The 18,197-nt window shown below is 75.5% G+C and carries 14 protein-coding genes and 1 pseudogene; 2 read left to right on the top strand and 13 right to left on the bottom strand.

What is annotated here, in order from left to right; genetic code table 11:
• Positions 1 to 232: 232 nt before the first annotated feature.
• On the top strand, positions 233 to 1,516 hold the full coding sequence (locus EDD39_RS22105; protein ID WP_123558574.1) for a glycoside hydrolase family 16 protein: 1,284 nt from the start codon (positions 233 to 235) through the stop codon (positions 1,514 to 1,516).
• 262 nt (positions 1,517 to 1,778) lie between these two features.
• Positions 1,779 to 3,458, top strand: a complete 1,680-nt coding sequence (locus EDD39_RS22100; RefSeq protein WP_123558572.1) for a glycoside hydrolase family 64 protein — start codon at positions 1,779 to 1,781, stop codon at positions 3,456 to 3,458.
• Positions 3,459 to 3,623: 165 nt separating this feature from the next.
• Here EDD39_RS22100 and EDD39_RS22095 read toward each other — a convergent pair whose 3' ends face one another.
• The 13 genes and pseudogenes from EDD39_RS22095 to EDD39_RS42155 form a co-directional block, all read right to left on the bottom strand.
• On the bottom strand, positions 3,624 to 5,120 hold the full coding sequence (locus EDD39_RS22095) for an MFS transporter (protein ID WP_123558570.1): 1,497 nt from the start codon (positions 5,118 to 5,120) through the stop codon (positions 3,624 to 3,626).
• Positions 5,121 to 5,229: 109 nt separating this feature from the next.
• The gene (locus tag EDD39_RS22090; RefSeq protein WP_482796751.1) at positions 5,230 to 6,309 is read right to left on the bottom strand and encodes an NsdA family TPR-like regulatory protein; all 1,080 of its coding nucleotides are present in this window, start codon (positions 6,307 to 6,309) and stop codon (positions 5,230 to 5,232) included.
• 326 nt (positions 6,310 to 6,635) lie between these two features.
• A pseudogene (locus EDD39_RS42870) lies at positions 6,636 to 7,436 on the bottom strand (Rieske (2Fe-2S) protein); the annotation flags it as partial.
• 315 nt (positions 7,437 to 7,751) lie between these two features.
• Positions 7,752 to 8,843 carry a caspase, EACC1-associated type gene (locus tag EDD39_RS22080; protein WP_123558567.1) on the bottom strand — a complete coding sequence of 364 codons (1,092 nt, stop codon included), beginning with the start codon at positions 8,841 to 8,843 and terminating at the stop codon, positions 7,752 to 7,754.
• Positions 8,840 to 9,196, bottom strand: a complete 357-nt coding sequence (locus tag EDD39_RS22075; RefSeq protein ID WP_123558565.1) for an effector-associated constant component EACC1 — start codon at positions 9,194 to 9,196, stop codon at positions 8,840 to 8,842. Before EDD39_RS22075 ends, EDD39_RS22080 begins: the two co-directional genes overlap by 4 nt.
• A gap of 9 nt (positions 9,197 to 9,205) precedes the next feature.
• Positions 9,206 to 10,297, bottom strand: coding sequence for a hypothetical protein (locus EDD39_RS22070; RefSeq protein ID WP_148089496.1), 1,092 nt, complete (start codon positions 10,295 to 10,297; stop codon positions 9,206 to 9,208).
• A 17-nt stretch (positions 10,298 to 10,314) separates the two neighbouring features.
• Positions 10,315 to 11,229 carry a hypothetical protein gene (locus tag EDD39_RS22065; RefSeq protein WP_123558561.1) on the bottom strand — a complete coding sequence of 305 codons (915 nt, stop codon included), beginning with the start codon at positions 11,227 to 11,229 and terminating at the stop codon, positions 10,315 to 10,317.
• Between the two features lie 125 nt (positions 11,230 to 11,354).
• Positions 11,355 to 12,020: a response regulator transcription factor gene (locus EDD39_RS22060; RefSeq protein ID WP_123558559.1), complete on the bottom strand. Its 666-nt coding sequence runs from the start codon at positions 12,018 to 12,020 to the stop codon at positions 11,355 to 11,357.
• Positions 12,017 to 13,348: a sensor histidine kinase gene (locus EDD39_RS22055; protein ID WP_244256907.1), complete on the bottom strand. Its 1,332-nt coding sequence runs from the start codon at positions 13,346 to 13,348 to the stop codon at positions 12,017 to 12,019. The genes EDD39_RS22060 and EDD39_RS22055 overlap by 4 nt, the downstream gene beginning before the upstream one ends.
• Before the next feature lie 71 nt (positions 13,349 to 13,419).
• Positions 13,420 to 14,478: a hypothetical protein gene (locus EDD39_RS22050; protein WP_123558557.1), complete on the bottom strand. Its 1,059-nt coding sequence runs from the start codon at positions 14,476 to 14,478 to the stop codon at positions 13,420 to 13,422.
• A 146-nt stretch (positions 14,479 to 14,624) separates the two neighbouring features.
• Positions 14,625 to 15,044, bottom strand: a complete 420-nt coding sequence (locus EDD39_RS22045) for a PaaI family thioesterase (protein ID WP_123558555.1) — start codon at positions 15,042 to 15,044, stop codon at positions 14,625 to 14,627.
• A 210-nt stretch (positions 15,045 to 15,254) separates the two neighbouring features.
• Complete coding sequence (locus tag EDD39_RS22040; protein WP_123558553.1) at positions 15,255 to 15,713, bottom strand: SRPBCC family protein; 459 nt, start codon at positions 15,711 to 15,713, stop codon at positions 15,255 to 15,257.
• 124 nt (positions 15,714 to 15,837) lie between these two features.
• The gene (locus tag EDD39_RS42155) at positions 15,838 to 18,195 is read right to left on the bottom strand and encodes a SpoIIE family protein phosphatase (protein WP_148089495.1); all 2,358 of its coding nucleotides are present in this window, start codon (positions 18,193 to 18,195) and stop codon (positions 15,838 to 15,840) included.
• Positions 18,196 to 18,197 lie beyond the last annotated feature (2 nt).

Raw genomic sequence — 18,197 nt, 5'->3', positions numbered from 1 at the left:
GTGCCGCTCTGAGCGAGCCACCCTTAAAGAGAGCGCTCTCACAGGTCTCGACAGCCGCTCCGACATCAGCTTTCAAGTTCTGAAGGGGAGTTGTAGCCAAAGGTCCGAGAAATCGGCCGTTCTTTGACATTGTCATGCCGATTCCCGGTCCGTACCATTCATGGCTACCGGCGGAGGCGCCCCGCCGCAGAGAGCGCTCTCAGACAGAACCGGACAGCAAAGGATGTCCCCCATGGCTGCTGCCCCACGCACCCGCCGTTGGTCCCTCGGCGGATTCGTGCTCCTCGTCGCCACCGCCCTGGTGGCCGCCGCACCGTTCGGCTCCACCCCCACCGGCTCCGCCGCCGCCACCCCGCTCGCCGCTGCGCCGGTGGCCGCCGGCAGCTGGGGCGACGACTTCGACGGCCCGGCCGGCTCGGCCGTCGACCCCGCCAAGTGGACGCTGGAGACCGGCGGTTCGGGCAACGGCAACCACGAGCTGCAGTACTACACGGCGGGCGCGGCGAACGCCGCGCTGGACGGCCAGGGCCACCTGGTGATCACCGCCAAGCGCAACACCGATCCGGGCCTGTCCTGTTGGTACGGCACCTGCCAGTACACCTCGGCCCGGCTGAACACCTCCCGCACCTTCACCCAGGCGTACGGGCACTTCGAGTCCCGGATCAAGATCCCGCGCGGGCAGGGCATCTGGCCCGCGTTCTGGATGCTCGGCAACGACATCGGCACCGCGGGCTGGCCGAACAGCGGCGAGATCGACGTGATGGAGAACATCGGCCGCGAACCGGGCACCGTGCACGGCACCATCCACGGCCCCGGCTACTCCGGTGCGGGCGGCATCGGCGCCCCGTACAGCCTGCCCGCCGGGCAGTCCTTCGCCGACGCCTTCCACACCTTCGCCGTCGACTGGAGCCCCACCGCCATCACCTGGTCGGTGGACGGCACCGCCTACCAGACCCGCACCCCCGCCGACCTGGGCGGCAACCGCTGGGTGTTCGACCACCCGTTCTTCGTGATCCTCAACCTCGCGGTCGGCGGCGACTGGCCCGGCAGCCCCGACGGCTCCTCGACCTACCCGCAGACCATGACCGTCGACTACGTCCACACCACCACCTGGGGCGGCAGCACCGGCGGCAGCTACACCGGGCAGATCACCGGCCCCGGCGGCATGTGCGTGGACGTGGCGGGCGGCTCCAGCGCCGACAGCACCCCCATCCAGCTGCACAACTGCACCGGCAACGCCGCCCAGCAGTGGACGGTCGGCACCGACGGCACCGTCCGCGCCCTCGGCAAGTGCCTGGACGTCGCCGCCGCCTCGCACGACGACGGCGCGGCCATCCAGCTCTACACCTGCAACGGCACCAGCGCCCAGCAGTGGGTCCACCGCTCCGGCAACGACCTGCAGAACCCCGGCTCCGGCAAGTGCCTGGACTCCCCGAACGGCTCCTCGGCCGACGGCACCCGCCTGCAGCTGTGGACCTGCAACGGGACCGGCGCGCAGAAGTGGTACTTCGGCTGACGCCCCAGCGCTGACGCCACGTCACTGACGCCACGTCGCTGACGCCACGTCGCTGACACCCCAGCGCCGACACGCCATCGCTGACTCTCCGTCAGGAACCGCCAGCCACCGGCACCGCACCCCGCGAGCCACGGGCCGTCCCCACCGGCCCCTTCCCCCGCGCGGCCGGCCGTCCCCTTGCACCCACCTCGGCCGGCCGCGCCCCTCCGCTCCCCCGCCCTCTTGCCCCCACCGTCCCGCCCCGAGAGGACTCCCCCATCCCATGACGCACCGTCACCCGGCGAAACTCTCCCGCCGCACCCTGCTGGCCGCCACAGCGCTCGCCCTGCCCGCCGGACTGCTGGCGCTCGGCGGCGGCGAGGCCCAGGCGCAGACCCCCGCGACCCTGCCGCTCGACCTCGCCAACACCACCGGCAGCAACACCGTCTACGCGTACGTGGTCGGCCGCGACCCGGCGGCCGGCGGCGGCTGGGCGTTCCTGCAGGCCGACGGCGCCAGCCTGTACCACCCGCCGAACCCGGCCAACGACCAGACGCCGCTGGGCGCGGACTGCGCGATCGCGCTGAACGCCTCCGGGGCCGCGCCGCGCCGGGTCACCCTGCCGCACCTGGACAGCGGGCGGATCTACTTCTCGGTCGGCGCCAAGCTGACCTTCCTGATGAACCGCGGCGGCGGCCTGGCCCTGCCCTCGGTGGTCAACCCGACCGACCCGAACATCGACGTCCGGCACGACTTCTGCGAATTCACCTTCAACAACGACCAGTTGTACGGGAACATCACCTTCGTCGACATGGTCTGCCTGCCGATCGCCTTCCAGCTGGAGGTCTCCGGCGGCGCCACCCAGACCGTGCGCGGCCTGCCCTCCGACGGCCTGGCGAAGGTCGCCGCCGCGCTGCGCGCCCAGTCCGCCGCCGACGGCTCGGACTGGAGCCGGCTGGTGGTCAACCGCTCCGGCGCCGACCTGCGGGTGCTCGCCCCCAACCTGGCGATCCGCGGCAACAGCGCCCTGTTCAGCGGCTACTTCGAGCCGTACGTCGACCAGGTGTGGAGCAAGTACGCCGGCACCGACCTGCGGATCGACACGCAGTACACCTGGGGGACGTTCACCGGCCGGGTCAGCGGCGGCACCCTGAACTTCCCCGGCGCCGGGTCGTTCGCCAAGCCGTCCACGCTGGCGATCTTCTCCTGCAGCGATGCGCCGTTCACCACCGGCAACGACCTGATGGGCAACCTGAGCGCCCGCCTGGCCGCCGCGTTCAACCGCACCACGCTGCTCAGCGACCCCGTCCAGCCCACCAACGAGAACCCGGCCTCGTTCTACACCCAGGCCCGCACCAACCACTACGCCCGGATCCTGCACTCCACCACGCCCGACGGCCTCGGCTACGCCTTCCCGTACGACGACGTCCACCCGGCGGGCGTCGACTTCGAGGGCAAGGTGCAGTCCGGCAGCCCCGCCCGCTGGGTGATCACCGTCGGCGGCCTGGCGGGCGGCGGGGGCGGCACCAGCCCCAGCCCGTCGCCCGGCGGCGGTGGCGGCAGCGCGTTCGCCACCGTCCAGGCCGAGTCGTACACCGCGCAGTCCGGCGCGCAGACCGAGACCTGCTCGGACACCGGCGGCGGCACGGACGTCGGCTGGCTGGCCAACGGCGACTGGCTGCGCTACACCCTGGACTTCGGTTCCACCGGCGCCACCCGGATCGACGCCCGGGTCGCCTCCGGCGCGGCCGCCGGCGTCAGCGGCCTGGTCCAGGTCCGCCTGGGCAGCCCCACCGCCACCCCCGTCGGCAGCTTCGCCGTCGCCAACACCGGCGGCTGGCAGACCTGGCGGACCGTCCCCGCCGACCTGAGCCGGATCACCGGCTCCCAGACGGTCTACCTGACCTTCAGCAGCGGCCAGCCCGCCGACTTCGTCAACCTCAACTGGTTCACCTTCTCCTGACGCGTCGTCGGATCCGCTACGGGAGCGCCCCCGGCCGGGGGCGCTCCCGCCGTTCACCGGACGCCCCGCCGGGCGCCCCGCCGGACGATCCACCGTGCGATGCGCGGAACGGCCCACCACGCGGCCCACCGGACGGCCCGTCGGAGGGCCCACAGGGGAAACATGTCAGGAGGACGTGGCGTCGGCCGGTTCGACCTGGCTGAGCGGGGCGGCCAGCGACTCCAGGCTGCGGCGCTCGGCCCGCACCCCGAGGAACGCCTCCACCAGGCCCGCGGCCGTCATCAGCGCCGCGCCGATGCAGAACGCCAGCGTGGCGTCCCCGACCGCCCCGCTACTGACCAGGCCGTTGAAGAGCAGCGGCCCGGAGATGCCGCCGGCCGCCGTGCCGACCGCGTAGAAGAACGCGATGCACAACGCCCGCGTCTCCAGCGGGAAGATCTCGCTGACGGTCAGGTACGCGGCGCTCGCCCCCGCCGAGGCGAAGAACAGCACGACCGTCCAGCAGGCCGTCATCCCGACGGCGCTCAGCGAACCGTTCTGGAACAGCCAGGCGGTGCCGAACAGCAGGACGCCGGAGCCGATGTAGCTGCCCGCGATCATCGGCTTGCGGCCGACCGAGTCGAAGAAGTGGCCGAGCAGCACCGGCCCGAGGAAGTTGCCGACCGCGATCACCGCGAAGTAGTAGCCGGTGTCGCCCGCCGGGACGTCGAAGAACGTGGTGAGGATCGCCGCGTACCCGAAGGTGACCGAGTTGTAGAGGAAGGACTGCCCGATGAACAGCGACAGCCCGAGGACGGTGCGGCGCGGGTAGGTGGTGACCAGGGTGCGGGCGATGGTGACGAAGCCGATCGGGCCGCGCTCGCGGATCCTGATCGGTGGCTCGTCCACCGGCGGCAGCGGCTCGCCGGTCTCGCGCTCGACGATCGCCTCCGCGTCGCGGACGATCTCCTCCGCCTCCTCGCCCTTGCCGTGCGTGAACAGCCAGCGCGGGCTCTCCGGGACGTGCCGGCGCACCAGCAGGATGACCAGGCCGAGCACCACGCCGATCCCGAACGCCAGCCGCCAGCCGACGTCGGTGGCGAACAGCGAGGTGTTCAGCAGCGCGATCGAGGCGAACGCGCCGAGCGCCGCGCCGATCCAGAAGCTGCCGTTGACGATCAGGTCGACCCGGCCGCGCACCCGGGCCGGGATCAGCTCGTCGATCGCCGAGTTGATGGCCGCGTACTCGCCGCCGATGCCGAAACCGGTGAAGAACCGGCAGACGAAGAAGAACCAGGGCGTCCAGGACAGCGCGGTGACGCCCGTCGCCAGCAGGTAGACGGCCAGGGTCAGCATGAACAGCTTCTTGCGGCCCAGCCGGTCGGTCAGCCAGCCGAAGAACAGCGCGCCGCAGCAGGCGCCCGCCACGTAGATCGCGGCGGCGACGGTGGTGACCTGGGCGGTGCTGATCGCGATGCCGCTGCCGGGCTCGGCGAGGCGGGCCGCCAGGTTGCCGACGATGGTGACTTCCAGGCCGTCCAGGATCCAGACGGTGCCCAGGCCGATCAGGATCCGCCAGTGCCAGGGCGACCACGGGAGGCGGTCCAGCCTGGCCGGTACGTCGGTCTCGATGACCGCCGGGTCGCCCCCGGCCCCGACGGTGCGGCTTTGCGGTGCGGACATCTCTGCCTCCGTCGTCCGGCTGCCCGCCCGGCCTGTCCGGGCGTGCCACGGACGCGTCTGCCCGGCCGGGACCGGACCACACCAACCGGGGACGGCCCGGGGACGGGCCTCAGGTGCCGTGGTTGCGCCGGTCGGGCTTCGACGTCCGGTCGGCCCCGGACGTCCGGGCGGTCCGGTCGGGCCTGGGCGTCCGGGAGGTCCGGCCGGGGGCGACCCGGTCCAGCAGCTCGGGGACGCCGGCCAGGTGGCGGTGCCGGGCGAACGCCGGGGCCAGGTCGCGGACCAGGGCGGTGCAGCGCGGGGCGCCGATCCGGGCGGCCAGGTCGAGGGACTCGGTACCGGCGGCCACGGCCCGGTCGATCTCGCCGGTGCGCAGGTGGGTGCGGGCCTGGTAGGCGAGGAAGATGCCGCGGGTCTTGGCGCGGGTGGGCGGCAGTTGGGCGAGCCCCTCGGCGATCCGGGCCCGGGCGGCGACCGGGCGGCCCAGGTCGAGCAGGCAGCCGCCGGTGTCGACGGCGAGGTCGGCGGGGCCCATCCAGGCGCACCAGGCCGGGGCCGGGTCGGGGCTCGCGGCGGCGAGGGCGCGTTCGGCGGCGGCCAGGTCGCGCCGACAGGCGACCGGGTCGCCGAGGGCGGCGTGGGCGCGGGCCCGGCGGAGCAGCAGCAGGGCGCGGGCGGTGGGGTGGCGGGCGGCTTCGAGGGCGTAGTCGAGCCGGGCGGTGGCGGTGCCCGGCCGTCCGAGCCAGGTGGCCTGGTAGGCGGCGTCGGCGAGGACGCCCGCGCCGCGCTCGCGGTCGCCGGCCCGGTGGGCGCACTGCAGGGCGAGCTCCCAGAGGCGTTCGGCGGCGGGGTGGCGGCCCTGGTCGAAGCGGTGCCAGCCGCTGGTGGTGGCCAGCGAGGCGGCCAGCCGGTGCAGCCGCCGCCCGGTGCGTTCGTCGTACCGGCCGGTGGCGATCAGCGCCTGGACGGTGGCGAGTTGGGCGTCCAGCAGGTGGGAGGTGCGGCCGCGCTGCTCGGCGGGCAGCGCGGCCAGCCCGTGGCCGCCCGACTCCAGCCAGGCCACGAACTCCGCGTCCACCCGGGTGCCGCCCAGCAGCGCCCCCAGCCGCCCCGGCTCGGCGGCCCCGCCGGGCACGGCCAGCACGGCGAGCGAGGCCGCGCCGAACCCCACGAAACTGCGACGGTCCACGGCGCCTCCCGGTACGTCTCGGCGTCCGCCCGGCCGGAGGCGTACGAGGTCCTCACCCCTGCGCCCTGCTCCGACCGGGACGCCGAGCGTACTGGCCGTCCCGCCCGCCGGGTGGCGGCAACACCGGTATCGACCGCTCCCGACCGTTCCCGTCCCGACCCGACCGCTCCTGTCCGGAACGGGACGGCGCAGGGCGGGGCGGGACGGTGCAGGGCGGGACGGGGCAAGGCGGAGCAGGGCGAGGCAGCGCGGAACGGGTCCTCAGGGGCCGGGGTGGGGCGGGCCTCCAGGTGGTCGGCCAGGACGCGGGTCTCGAAGCGGGGCTGGGCGGCGGTGGCCGGGCCGCGGGCCGGGTGTCCGTCGGAGAGCCGGAAGCGGGAGTGGTGCAGGGGGCATTCGAGGCAGCCGTCGACGACTTCGCCGCCGGCGAGGGAGGCCGCCATGTGGGTGCAGCGGTCGGCGAGCACCGTCCAGCTGTCGTCCGGGCCGCGGACCACCACGACGGGGACGTCGCCGAGCCGGCGGCGGACGGGGGTGTCGGCGGGGATGTCGGCGGTCGCCCCGAGCGAGTGCCAGTCGGACGGGGCCAGCCGGGGTTCGGCTTCGGCGTGCGCGGCTCCGGCGGCCTGCCGGTACGCCAGGTGGCCGCCCAGGGCGGCCACCAGGCCGACGGTGCCGGTGCCGGCCAGGCCGAGCAGCCGTCCTCGGGTGGGGTGGCCGTGGCAGCGGGCGTGCAGCGAGGTGCCCTGCAGCAGGGCGGCGGCGACCGCTCCGGCGGCGTGCACCAGTCCGGTGCGGCGGTGGGCGGGCGGCAGCCGGGACCAGTCGACCCAGCCGGCCAGCAGCACCGGGGGCAGGGCGATCAGCCCGGCGGCGGTGAGCCGGCGGACGGCCCGGGGGTCGCCCCCGGTGGCGTCCAGCAGGCTCGCGGCCGTCCAGCAGCCGATCGGGGTCTGCGCGAGTGCCGGGTGCAGCGGGTGTCCGAGCCACACCCCGTGCAGCACGTCCCGGGCCGGTCCGAGCGGGAGTCGCTGGACGACTCCGGCGATCCGCTCCGCCACCGGGTCGAGGAACGTCCAGCCCGTGGGTGCGTCCAGACAGTCGGCGGGAGCACGGTACCTGTCCATGCCTCCGCGGCTGTCCACCCCCGCCGGACGGCAAACACCGCCCGCCGGCGGGCACCGCCCGCCCCGGGACGGGGGGCATCGGGTCGTGGTCGAGGTGCGGGTCTCGGCGAGGTCCTCGCCCCCGGAGCCTCGAAGCGCGGGGACGGACTGCGGCCCACCACCGGCACAGCGACTCAAGGCCCCGGGGGCCTGCCGGTGCGCCTCCGGCGTGTCTCCGGCGTGTCTCCGGTGCGCCTCCGGCGTGTCTCAGCCCCGGCCACCGCGTCTTCGACCCGTCCCCGGCCTGTCCGCCACGCGTCTCCGCTCGGCAGCCGGTCACCGGGGGTGGTGCGACTCCGGGGACTGGTCCGACCACTCCTGCAAGGTGGCGTTGATGGTGGCCAGCTCCGCCGACCCGGGAGGGAGGCGGAGGGCGGCTCGGGCCGCGAGGGGCTCCAGGAGGGCGAGCGCGGCTGCCGGGCCGTGCAGGAGGCCGACGGCGTGGCCGTGGGCGTTGACGAGTTGCAGGGTGAGCGGGTGGTCCGGGCCGAGGGAACGAGCGGCGTCGGCGGAGATGTCGGCCAGCAGCGCGACGGCCTGCGGGCGGTGCCAGGGTTGGCGCTGGTTGCGGATGGCGAACTGGCGGTAGGCGAAGGCGGCGCGGGCCCGGAGCCCGGACTCGGTGCAGGAGGTGCCGTGGGCGGGGTTGCGGAACAGTGCGAGGTGCCCGCTGGCGTCGACGGTGCGTTGTTGCGGTACGGGCGCCTGGTAGCGGCGGGGTGCGCTGGTGGGGATCTGCGCCAGGGTGACGGCCAGGTGGTGGTGGATCAGGTCGAGCGGGAGGAAGGCGGGCCCGTCGGGGACGCCCTCCTGGCAGAGGCGGAGGAGTTCTTCGCCGAAGCGGGTGAGGCCGGTGTCCTTGTTGAGCAGGGCTTTGCGGGCCCGGTCGACGGCGGTGAGCAGGTGGAGGTCGGCGGCGGCCGGTTCGTCCAGGGCGAGGCCGGCGAAGCAGCAGTCGAGGACGGCGATCCGGTGGGCGGCCCGCTGGCCGACGGCGGCGAGCAGGGCGCCGACGGGGAGCGCGGTGCGGGGGACGTGGTCGGGGTCGTCCAGGGTGCCGGGGAGGCCGAGGTGGAGGTGGCCCGCCGTGCTGGTGACGCCGTGACCGGCGTAGTGGACCAGGAACGTGTCGGTGGCCCGGGCAGCGGCGGCGGCGACCCGGTCGGCCACCTCGCGGGCGCTCTCCGGATCGACCACCCGGAGCACCCGGGCGGGGTCGAAACCGCCGTCCGGGCCGGAGAGTCGATCGGCGAGCAGCTCCATCGAGGCGACCGCCTCGGGCATGTCGGGCAGGTCGGCGTAGCGGCCGACCGCGATCAGGACGGCCCAGGACCCGGCCGGATCGGGCCGCAGCACGCGGTGGTTCATTCGGAGGAGAGGAAGTCCTCGACCTGGTCCATGAGTTCGGCGCTGTCCCTGGCGGAGTCGGCGGAGATCCGGAGCTCGGTGCCGTCGGGGCGGCGCAGTTCCAGCGAGACGCCGTTCTTGCGCAGGCGGGCCTCCAGCCAGGCGCAGAGCGGGCTGATCACCAGCGGGCCCAGCTCGGCGGCGTACTGGACCGCGTCCGCGATGCCGCCCTGTTCGTCGGCACGGGGCGGGCGGATCCGGTTGCTGGTGAGGCCGCGCAGCTCGGTGTCGCGGTTGAGGTGCTGCTGGAGGGCTTCGGCGGCCTCGCGGACCTCGTCGTCCTCGCCGTGGAAGGCAATGGTGTAGCCGGTCATGACGGCCTTTCAGTGAAGGGGGGGCAGATCGCCGGGGGCGGGGGGCGTGGAAGGGGCCGGGGCCTGCGGGAGGCGGGCGAACAGGCGGCCGGTCCGGCCGGGGAACTCGTAGGGGAGGCGGAGTGCGGCGGTGGCCTCGTCCAGGTCCACCAGGCCGACCAGCTGCTGTTCCAGTTCGGTCCATTCGGTGTCCGGGGCGCCGGCCGGTCGGTGGCTGTCCGGCAGCGGGTCGAGGCCGAGGGTGCTGAAGTCGTGCCAGGCCCGGGCGCGTTGGGCGTCCGCGCGGAGGTGGACCGCCTCTCCGCCGATCAGGTCGGCGATCAGCTCGGGCAGGGTCGGCGGGATCGGTCCGGCGGCGGCCAGCCGCATCCGGAGGCGGAAGACCCGGCCCTGGTAGCGGTGCAGCGCGTCCTCGAAGAAACGCTGCCCGGCCTCGGCCGCCGGATCGCCCCGGCGGGCCTGTCCCCAGACCGGACTGCCGGTCGACGAGGACGCCAACCCGCTGTACACGTCCGCGAACCGGCCGAGCAACGGGATCGTCGCGGCCGGCAGCGCGAACGGCTCCAGGCTCACCGCGAGACAGGTCGGCACCGGCTGCCGGGCCAGTTCGGCCCAGACCGGTTCCCAGGAGCCGCCCGGTCCCAGCGGTACCGCGACGGTCGCCGTCAGGCGCGGCGCGCCGGGCGCGGCCAGCCGGTACTGCCGGAGCTGCTTGCGGATCTCGTACAGGTCGAGCACGGCGGGCGCCGTTCCGAGCGGGTTCAGCTCCTCCGCCAGGTCGGCCGGTGCCGCCACCACGTGCGGCGGGAGCGCGTCACCGACCAGGGCCCGGGCGACGCCGGCCGCCTGCTCGGGAGCAGCGGCCGCGCCCCGGACCAGCAGGGCGGCCCGGATGCGCCCCGACCCCCCGGCCGTGCAACGGAGTTCGAGATGTCCGCCGAACCGGGGCAGTCCGCCCAGCCAGGCCCGTTCGGCCGCACCTGCCTCGGCCCAGTGCCGGCCGTCGGGGCCGCCGAGCGGCGAGCTCGGCCCGAGCACCGGGGCGATCCGGTACGCCGCCCCGGCAGGCCGGCCGCCAGGACCGTGCGGTTCGACCGACACGCCGCCGTGCGCGACCGTCACTGCCGACCGGGCGCGTCACCGGTCCAGGGACCGGGCGGAGCAGGCGGAACGGGAGGCGCAGCGGGCGGAGCGGGCGGCACCGAGGACCGCTGCTGCGGCCCGACCACCTTGGCGGTCGACACCGGGGTCACCTGCGGGAACTGCACCTGGAGCTGTACCGGCCGCTGTTCGATGGCCACCACCAGGCCCTCGCGGCAGGCGGCGTGCACGGCCTCGCGCATCGCCCGCACCTGCCCGGTCCGGGACATCGCGCTGCGCAGGTCGCTGCCGCCGCTCACGTTGTCGGTGACGAACTGGACGAAGAGGCGGAACTTGCTCCTGGTGCGCCACATCTGCCAGCCCAGGTAGAGGCTGCTGCCGTAGTTGAAGACCGAGATGTGCGCGGTGCAGTCGTGCTGGGCGAGCACCAGCCGGCGGGAGATCCCGCCGTACTCCCGGACGGCCTCGACGGACGGGGCCAGCGGGTAGCCGCGTTCGGCCACCACGTTGCAGATCTGGTTGTAGGCGGAGTCCACGTCGGCGCGGGCGTGGAGCAGGACTCGCCACTCCGCGATCGGTTCGGTCAACTTCCCGACCAGCAGCGCCAGCACGAAAGCGACGAGGCCCGCCAGCCCGGCGTAGACCGGGGCGGCGAGGAAGGCGCCCGCGGCCTCGGTCGGGTCACTGGAGCCGTACCTGTCGGTGCTGCTGCTGCCGGCCAGCGCGATCAACAGGCCGAACACCAGCACGACCAGCCAGACCACCCAGGACACCAGCAGGGCCCGGGCCGCCATCCGCAGCAGGGCCCGGCCGCTGACCCGGTCGTCGAGCACCGTCTCGACCGGCATGTGCCGGAGCGTCTTGTCGAGATAGGCGTTGTTGCCGTCCCCGCCGTTCCAACCCGGGACGGGCAGCGCGATGTCACTGGACACGCCGTTCTTCCCCTGATGCTGCATCAATTGGACTGAGAAGAGCACATGTTCGCACATGAACGGCACGCTGTCAGGCGAATACCGAACGGCCCGGGCCGCGCCCCGGACGCGGCCGAACCCGCTCCCTAGAACGGGGTCGGGCCGGATCCGGCGGTGACGAAGCCGCTCTCGTAGGCGGCGATGACCGCCTGGGTGCGGTCGCGGACCTCGAGTTTGGCGAGGAGCCGGGCCACGTGGGTCTTGACGGTCTCGGCCCCGAGCCGCATCCGGTCGGCGATCTCGGCGTTCGCCAGTCCGGCGGCCATCAGGCGGAGCACCTCGCCCTCGCGGGCGGACAGCCGGTCGATCCGCGAGCGGTCGGGGGCGACCGGCGCGTGCCGGAGGGCGAGTTCGCGGACGGCGGCGGGGAAGAGCAGCGAGTCCCCGCGGGCCACCAGGCGCACCGCGTGCACGAGCGCGTCGGCGCGGGAGCGTTTGAGCAGGAAGCCCTGGGCTCCGGCGCGCAGCGCCTGGTAGACGTAGGCGTCGTTCTCGAAGGTCGTGACGACCAGGACGCGCGGGGCGTCCGGCAGGCTGCGGACCAGGTGCGCGGTGGCGTCGATGCCCGAGAGCCGGGGCATCCGCACGTCCATCAGCACCACGTCGGGGCGCAACTGCCGGGCCAGTTCGGTGGCTTCGAGGCCGTCGGACGCCTCGCCGACGACCTCGAGGTCGGGTTCGGCCTGGAGGATCGCGCGGAAGCCGGCCCGGATCAGCTGTTCGTCGTCGACGACGAGGATCCGGGTGCTCATGCCGGGTTCCGCAGCGGCAGGCCGGCGGCGAGCCGCCACCGGTCGGCCGCGTCGGACCCGTCGGGTCGGTCGGGTAGGTCGGGTCGGTCGGATCCGTCAGGTCCGACCGGCCCGACCGGCCCGACCGGTCCGGCTTCGAGGGTGCCGCGCAGCAGCCGGACCCGTTCGTGCATCCCGGTCAGTCCGCTGCCGCCGCCGGTCCGGCTCCGGGGACGGGTGCGGCCCCGGGTGCGCGGGCGCAGCGGGTTGACCACGGTGATCTGCAAGGTGTCCTCCCGGACGGTCAGGCGTACCTGGACGGGTGCGCCGTCCGCGTGCTTGAGCGCGTTGCCGAGGCCCTCCTGGACGATGCGGTACGCCTCCCGGGACAGGGTCCCGGGCAGCGTCGCGGGTTCGAGTCCGTCCTCGGCGTAGTCCACCGCGGCGCCGACGGCGCGGGCGCGGTCCAGCAGGGCGGGCAGGTCGGCGAGGGTGTGCGGCGCGGTGCGGTCCTCCTCGTCGCGCAGCAGTCCGAGCACGTGGTCGAGTTCGGCGACGGCGTCGTGCGCGGTCTCCTCGATGGCGGTGAGGGCCGCGGCCGCGAAGTCGGGGTCGGTGCGCAGCAGCCGGGCGGCGGCCGCGGCCTGGATGCCGACCACGCTGAGCGCGTGGCCGACCGAGTCGTGCAGTTCGCGGGCGACCCGGTTGCGTTCGGCCATCCGGTCGGCGCGTTCCCGGGCGGCGGCGAGCCGGTCGGCGGGGGTCGGGCCGAGCAGCCGGGGGGCGAGCCGGGCCAGCGCGCGGCCCGCCGCGCCGGAGAACAGCACCGGCAGGACGAGCAGTCCCAGGCCCAACGCCGTGGAGAGCCAGGGGTGTTGGGTGAACGGCTGGATCGGGGCCGGTGGTTGCAGGGCGTGCCGTCCGAGCAGGGGGTGCAGCAGGAGCAGCACTCCGGCGGGCGGCACGGCCAGGGACAGTGCGCCGGTGATCCCGCCGAGCAGGGTGTGCAGGGTGAACCAGAGCGACGTCCGGCGGCGGGCCGACCAGCTGTCGGCCGGTGCGGTGAGGATCTCGCCGTCCGCCCCGCACAGGGTGCGGGCCATCGCCCCTTCGAGGGAGCGCGCGACGGGCAGCAGCCCGGCGGCGGCGACCAGCGGGAGCGCGAGCGCCAGGGCCAGCAGCTGCGGCAGCAGGGCGGACGGCCCGGAGCCCGGGCCGACGACGGCCACCGCGACGGACGTCAGCAGTTGGAAGGGCATCAGCAGGGCGGCTCCGAGCAGCAGGTGCATCCAGCGCAGCCGGGCCCGGCGGCCGAGCAGCGCGCGCAGGCCGCGCCGGCCGGGGAGCACGGCGGGACCGGGGAGCCCGGCAGGGCCGGGACGGTCGCTTCGGCCGTCCGGTCGGCCGTCCCGGCGGTCGCTCACGGCCGGCCCGCGCCCTCGCCCGCGCCGGCACCCACACCGACAGCCCCGCCGACCCCGCCGGTCTCACCGGCCGTGGACCGGTTCGCGGCCGGCAGCCCCGTCAGCCCGGCGCCGAGTGCCAGCAGTCCCGCCGCGGTCTCCGCCGCGTACACGGCGATCATGAAGGCGGAGGAGGGGTGCTGGGCGTTCCGGGCGAGTGCGCCGAGGGCGCCCAGCAGGCCGCCCCAGCCGAAGGCGGCGGCGCTGCCCACGCAGGCCGCGGCGAGCGGCAGGCGCACCCGGACCCGGCTGAGGCCGCGGACCGCGACGACGGTGCCGACGGCGGCGGCGAGGGCGAGCGCGGCCTGGACCCCCTGGGTGAGGCGGGCGGTGCCGTCCAGTTCGGCGAGGCGTTCCGCGGTCAGGCCGAACCGCGCCCCGCAGGCCCAGGCGAGGTGCACCGCGCCCGTGGCGGCCAGCAGTCCGGCCGCGGCCAGGGCGGCGGCGCGGGCGGGTGCCGGGAGGCGGCGGGCGAACGCGGTGGCGGGGGCGTGCAGGAGCGGGCCGTGGCGGTCGTGGAGGTACAGGCCGAACGCGCCCATCAGGACGGCGCCCTCGACGATGAAGCCGCCGTAGACGACGCCGTAGACCCACGGTTCGAGGAACCCGTCCTGGTCGCGGAACGGGTTGGGTCCGCCGAACAGCGGCTGGGCCGCGCCGAGCGGCACGGCGAGCATGATGACGGACAGCAGCCCGGACGCCGTCCACATCGGCAGGGCGAGCAGCCAGGTCCGCACCCGGGGTCCGCCGGGGCGGGTGAGCAGGTAGGCGATCAGCGCGGCGGTGGCGTCCATCAGGAAGGTGACCAGGTTGACGGCGATCCAGGTGCCGCGGCCCGTCCCGTGCAGGTCGACCACGCCGACGTCGACGCCGAGGACCCACAGCAGTTTGAGGGTGAGGTAGGGGAGGCAGGCGACCATGGCGGCGAGGCCGAGGCGGCGGCGCAGGACTTCGCGCCGGGCGTCGGCCCGGGCGGGGACGGCGGCGTGGGCCGTTCCGAGCGGTGTGTCGGTCATGGGTAGAGCCTGTCGGCCGGACCGGGCCGGGGCCTCCGTCCGGCCGCCGATCCGGGTCCCCCGCACGGGGGACGCGGCCCGGCAGGGCCTGAAGGCGGCTCCGGGCGGGACGGCCCCGAACGGGACGGCCCCGGGCGGGACGGGCCTCACCCGGCGGTGAGCACCGTGCCCTGCGCCACCGCGCAGAGCGTCCGGGCCACGTCCGGCGCGACGGTGAACAGGTCGCACCGGCAGGTCGCCTGCCGCCGTCCGCCGGAGGCCACGGTGGCCTCGGCCTCCAAGGTGGCGCCGACCGCGGGCCGCACGTAGCTGATGGTCACGCCGCCGGTGAGGACGGCGGGGCCGAGCACGGTGCCGGCCGCGAAGGTGATCGCGTTGTCGGCGGCGTAGGCCAGGACGCCGCCGTGGACGAAGCCGTTCTGCTGCTTGAGGTCGTCGCGGATGTCGAGGGCCAGGACGGCGCGGCCCGGCTCGAAGACCTCCAGCCGCGCACCGACCAGGACGCTGAACGGCTGGGCCGCGAGGACCTTCCGGGCGAGCAGGAGGTCGGGCGGGGGCGGTGTCATGGAGCGGACGGACCTCTCGTCGACGGCGGGGGGCGCGCGGACCGGCGGTGGCGGAGCGCCGCTCCGGACCGCTCCGGACCGCTCCGGACCGCTCCGGACCGCTGTGGAGCGTACTCCGCGCCGTCCCGGGCCGACCACCCGGTTACCCGCAGGCAGGTGCGCGCCGCCCCGCTGAACGGTGCGGGGCGGCGCGGGTGCGGTCGGCGGGGATCAGGCAGGGGTGATCCGTCCGCGCCAGCCGCCGCTCTCCAGGCCGCGTTCCTCGACGAAGGACTTGAAGCGGTCGAGGTCGCCGCCGACCCGGCGGTCGATCATGCCCAGGGTGTCGGCGGCGTGTTCGGCCATGCCCTGGGGGTCGTAGTCCATCGCCAGCCGCACCTCGCAGCGGGCGTCGTCGAGCCGGGCGAAGGTGACCACGCCCATCTGCTGGACATCGCCGCCGACGGTCCGCCAGGCGATCTTCTGGTCGGGCAGCTGGTCGACGATCTCGGTGTCGAACTCCCTGGACACGCCGGCGATCTTCGTCCGCCAGTGGTTGTGCCGCTCGTCGATCTGCACCACCTGCTCGACGCCGTCCATGAACTGGGGGAAGTCCTCGAACTGCGTCCACTGGTTGTAGGCGGTGTGCAGGGGGACGTCCACCTCGACGGTCTTCTGGACCATGCTCATGCGTTCTCCTCCGTCTTCGTCCTTCGCCGCTTCCGCTGCGGGCCTGCCGGGCGTCTGACCGGTTCGCCCCGGGTCAAACGCTTTCGCCCGGTTCCTACGGGAACGGGTCCTGCGGGAACGGGCCCTACCGGAACGGGTCCGGCGCGGGCGGGGGGCCGGCGGCGGGTTCGGCGAGGACTTCGACGGCGATCAGGCAGGTGTCGTCGTCGGTGTCGGCGGTGCTGGTGGCCAGGGCGCGGTCGAGCAGGGCGTCGAGGTCGGCGGCGGGTTCGGCGAGGGTGCGGGTGAGGTGGTCGAGCGGTTCCTCGACGGACCGGTCGCGGCGTTCGACCAGGCCGTCGGTGTAGAGCAGCAGGATGTCGCCGGGGCGCATGGCCAGGCGGTGCTCCTGGTAGTCGGGGTCGTCGGCGGCGCCGAGCAGGATGCCGTGCGGCATCGGGAGCGGGCGGGCGGTGCCGTCGCGCAGCAGGACGGGCGGGAGGTGACCGGCCCGGGCCCAGTGCAGGGTGCGGGTGTCGGGGTGGTAGCGGGCGCAGACGGCGGTGGCGGTGGCGGCGCCGGTGAGGTCGGCGGCGGCCTGGTTGAGCCAGCCGAGCAGGCGGCCGGGTCCGGCGCCGGTGTAGGCGAGGCCGCGCAGCGCGTTGCGCAGGGCGACCATGCCGGTGGCGGCCTCGACGCCGTGTCCGGCCATGTCGCCGACGACCAGCAGGGCGGTGCGGTCGGGCAGCAGGGTGGTGTCGTACCAGTCGCCGCCGACCCGGTCCTGCTGGGAGGAGGGCCGGTAGCGGACGGCGGCGCGCAGGCCGGCGCTCTCCAGCGGGGGCGGGGCGGGCGGCAGGATGGCCTGTTGCAGGCGCAGGGCGAGCAGGTGGCGTTCGGCGGCTTCCTGCCGGGTGGAGGCGAGGCTCTCGGTGGTGGCGGCGAGCGCGGTCTCGGTCCAGTGCTGGGCGGAGACGTCCTGGAAGGCGCCGCGGACGGCGGCGGTGCGTCCGGTGGGGTCGGGGACGGGTTCGGCGACCAGCCGGACGTAGTGGGTGTAGCTGCCGAGGTCCCGCATCCGGAACACCGTGGAGTCCGGACGCCCGTTCTCGACGGCCGCGTTGACGACCCGTCGGACGGCCTGCTCGTCGTCGGGGTGGACGTGGGCGGGCAGGGCGGCGAGCGGGACGGGGGCGGTGCCGGCGGGCAGGCCGAGCAGGTCGGCGGTGCGCGGCGTCCAGTGGATCTCGCCGGTGCGCAGGTCCTCCTCGAAGCCGGCCAGGTGGCTGAGGCGCTGGGCGGTGCGCAGCAGCCGGTCGGTGCGGTCGTCGTCGCCGGTGGGGCGCCAGCTGACCAGCAGGCGGCCGGGCGGGCCGGCCAGGCGGGCGGCGGCGAACTCGAGCAGGGCGGGGGCGGGGGTCTGGCCGGTGAGGAAGGTCAGGGCGAGGGTGTCGGCGTGGTGCGGGCGGCCGGTGGCGTGGACCCGCAGCAGCAGGTCGAGCAGGCCCTCGGCGCAGGCCCGGGGGTAGGTCTCGGTGAGGGTGCGGCCCTCGACGCGGTGCGGGGGGCGGTCGGCGAGGTCGGTGAAGGCGGCGTTGACCCGGGTGATCCGGAAGTCGACGGGGGTGCCGGTGGCGGGTTCGGGGCTGAGCAGCAGGGCGGGGGTGAGGGCGGCGTCGAGGGCGGCGGTGTCGGGGTCGTCCGGTTCGGTGGCGGGGCGGGCGGGGCCGGGGCTGAGGCCGTCGGTGAGGGTGAGGGCGCCGACCTCGGCGGCGGCGTGCAGGCGGCGGTGTTCGGCGGGGGTGGGGTCGGGCGGGCGGGTGGTCCAGGCGAGTTCGAGGACGGCGGAGGGGCCGTCGGCGCGGTGCAGCGGCACGGCGAGGCGGTAGGGGGCGCGGGCGGCGCCGAGGGTGGCGGTGACGGGGCCGGTCGGGCCGAGCGGGGCGCGGCGGGCCAGGGCCTGCTGGGCGGGGGTGGGGACGCCGGGCGGGACGTGCTGCCAGGGGGCCCGTTCGGCTTCGGTGAAGCCGGGTGCGGCGACGGGCTGCAGGACGCCGCCGGGCCGGACGGTCCAGAGCACGGCGGCGGGGGCGCCGAGCATGTCGGCGGTCCGGGCGAGGGCGCTCTCCAGGACGGGCACCGCCTGCCCGGCCGGGGCCTGCGGGGGCTGCGGGGGCGCGGCGGCCGGCCCGGGGGTGCTGTCGGGGGGGTCGGCGGGCAGCGTGGTGAGGATGTCGGCGGCGAGTTCCTGCGGGCCGAGGTGGGCGCGTGCGGCGAGCGCGAGCAGTTGGGCGCCGGCCGCGGCCGGTCCGCAGCCGAGCCGTTCGGCGAGCACGCCGGTGGCCAGTGCGGTGAGCGGGCGGACGGCGAGCGCGGCCCGCAGTTCCTCGGTCTCCTCCTGGGCCCGGCGCAGCCGCAGCGCCAGCAGGTGGCGCACCCCGCCGGCCGGCCCGGGGGGCGGGGGCGGGCCGGGCGGCGGGGGCGGTGCGCCGGTGCTGCTCATCG

Origin of the sequence: Kitasatospora cineracea, from assembly GCF_003751605.1 — a bacterium.
Lineage (GTDB): Bacteria > Actinomycetota > Actinomycetes > Streptomycetales > Streptomycetaceae > Kitasatospora > Kitasatospora cineracea.
This window is presented reverse-complemented; position numbering and strand designations above follow the sequence as displayed.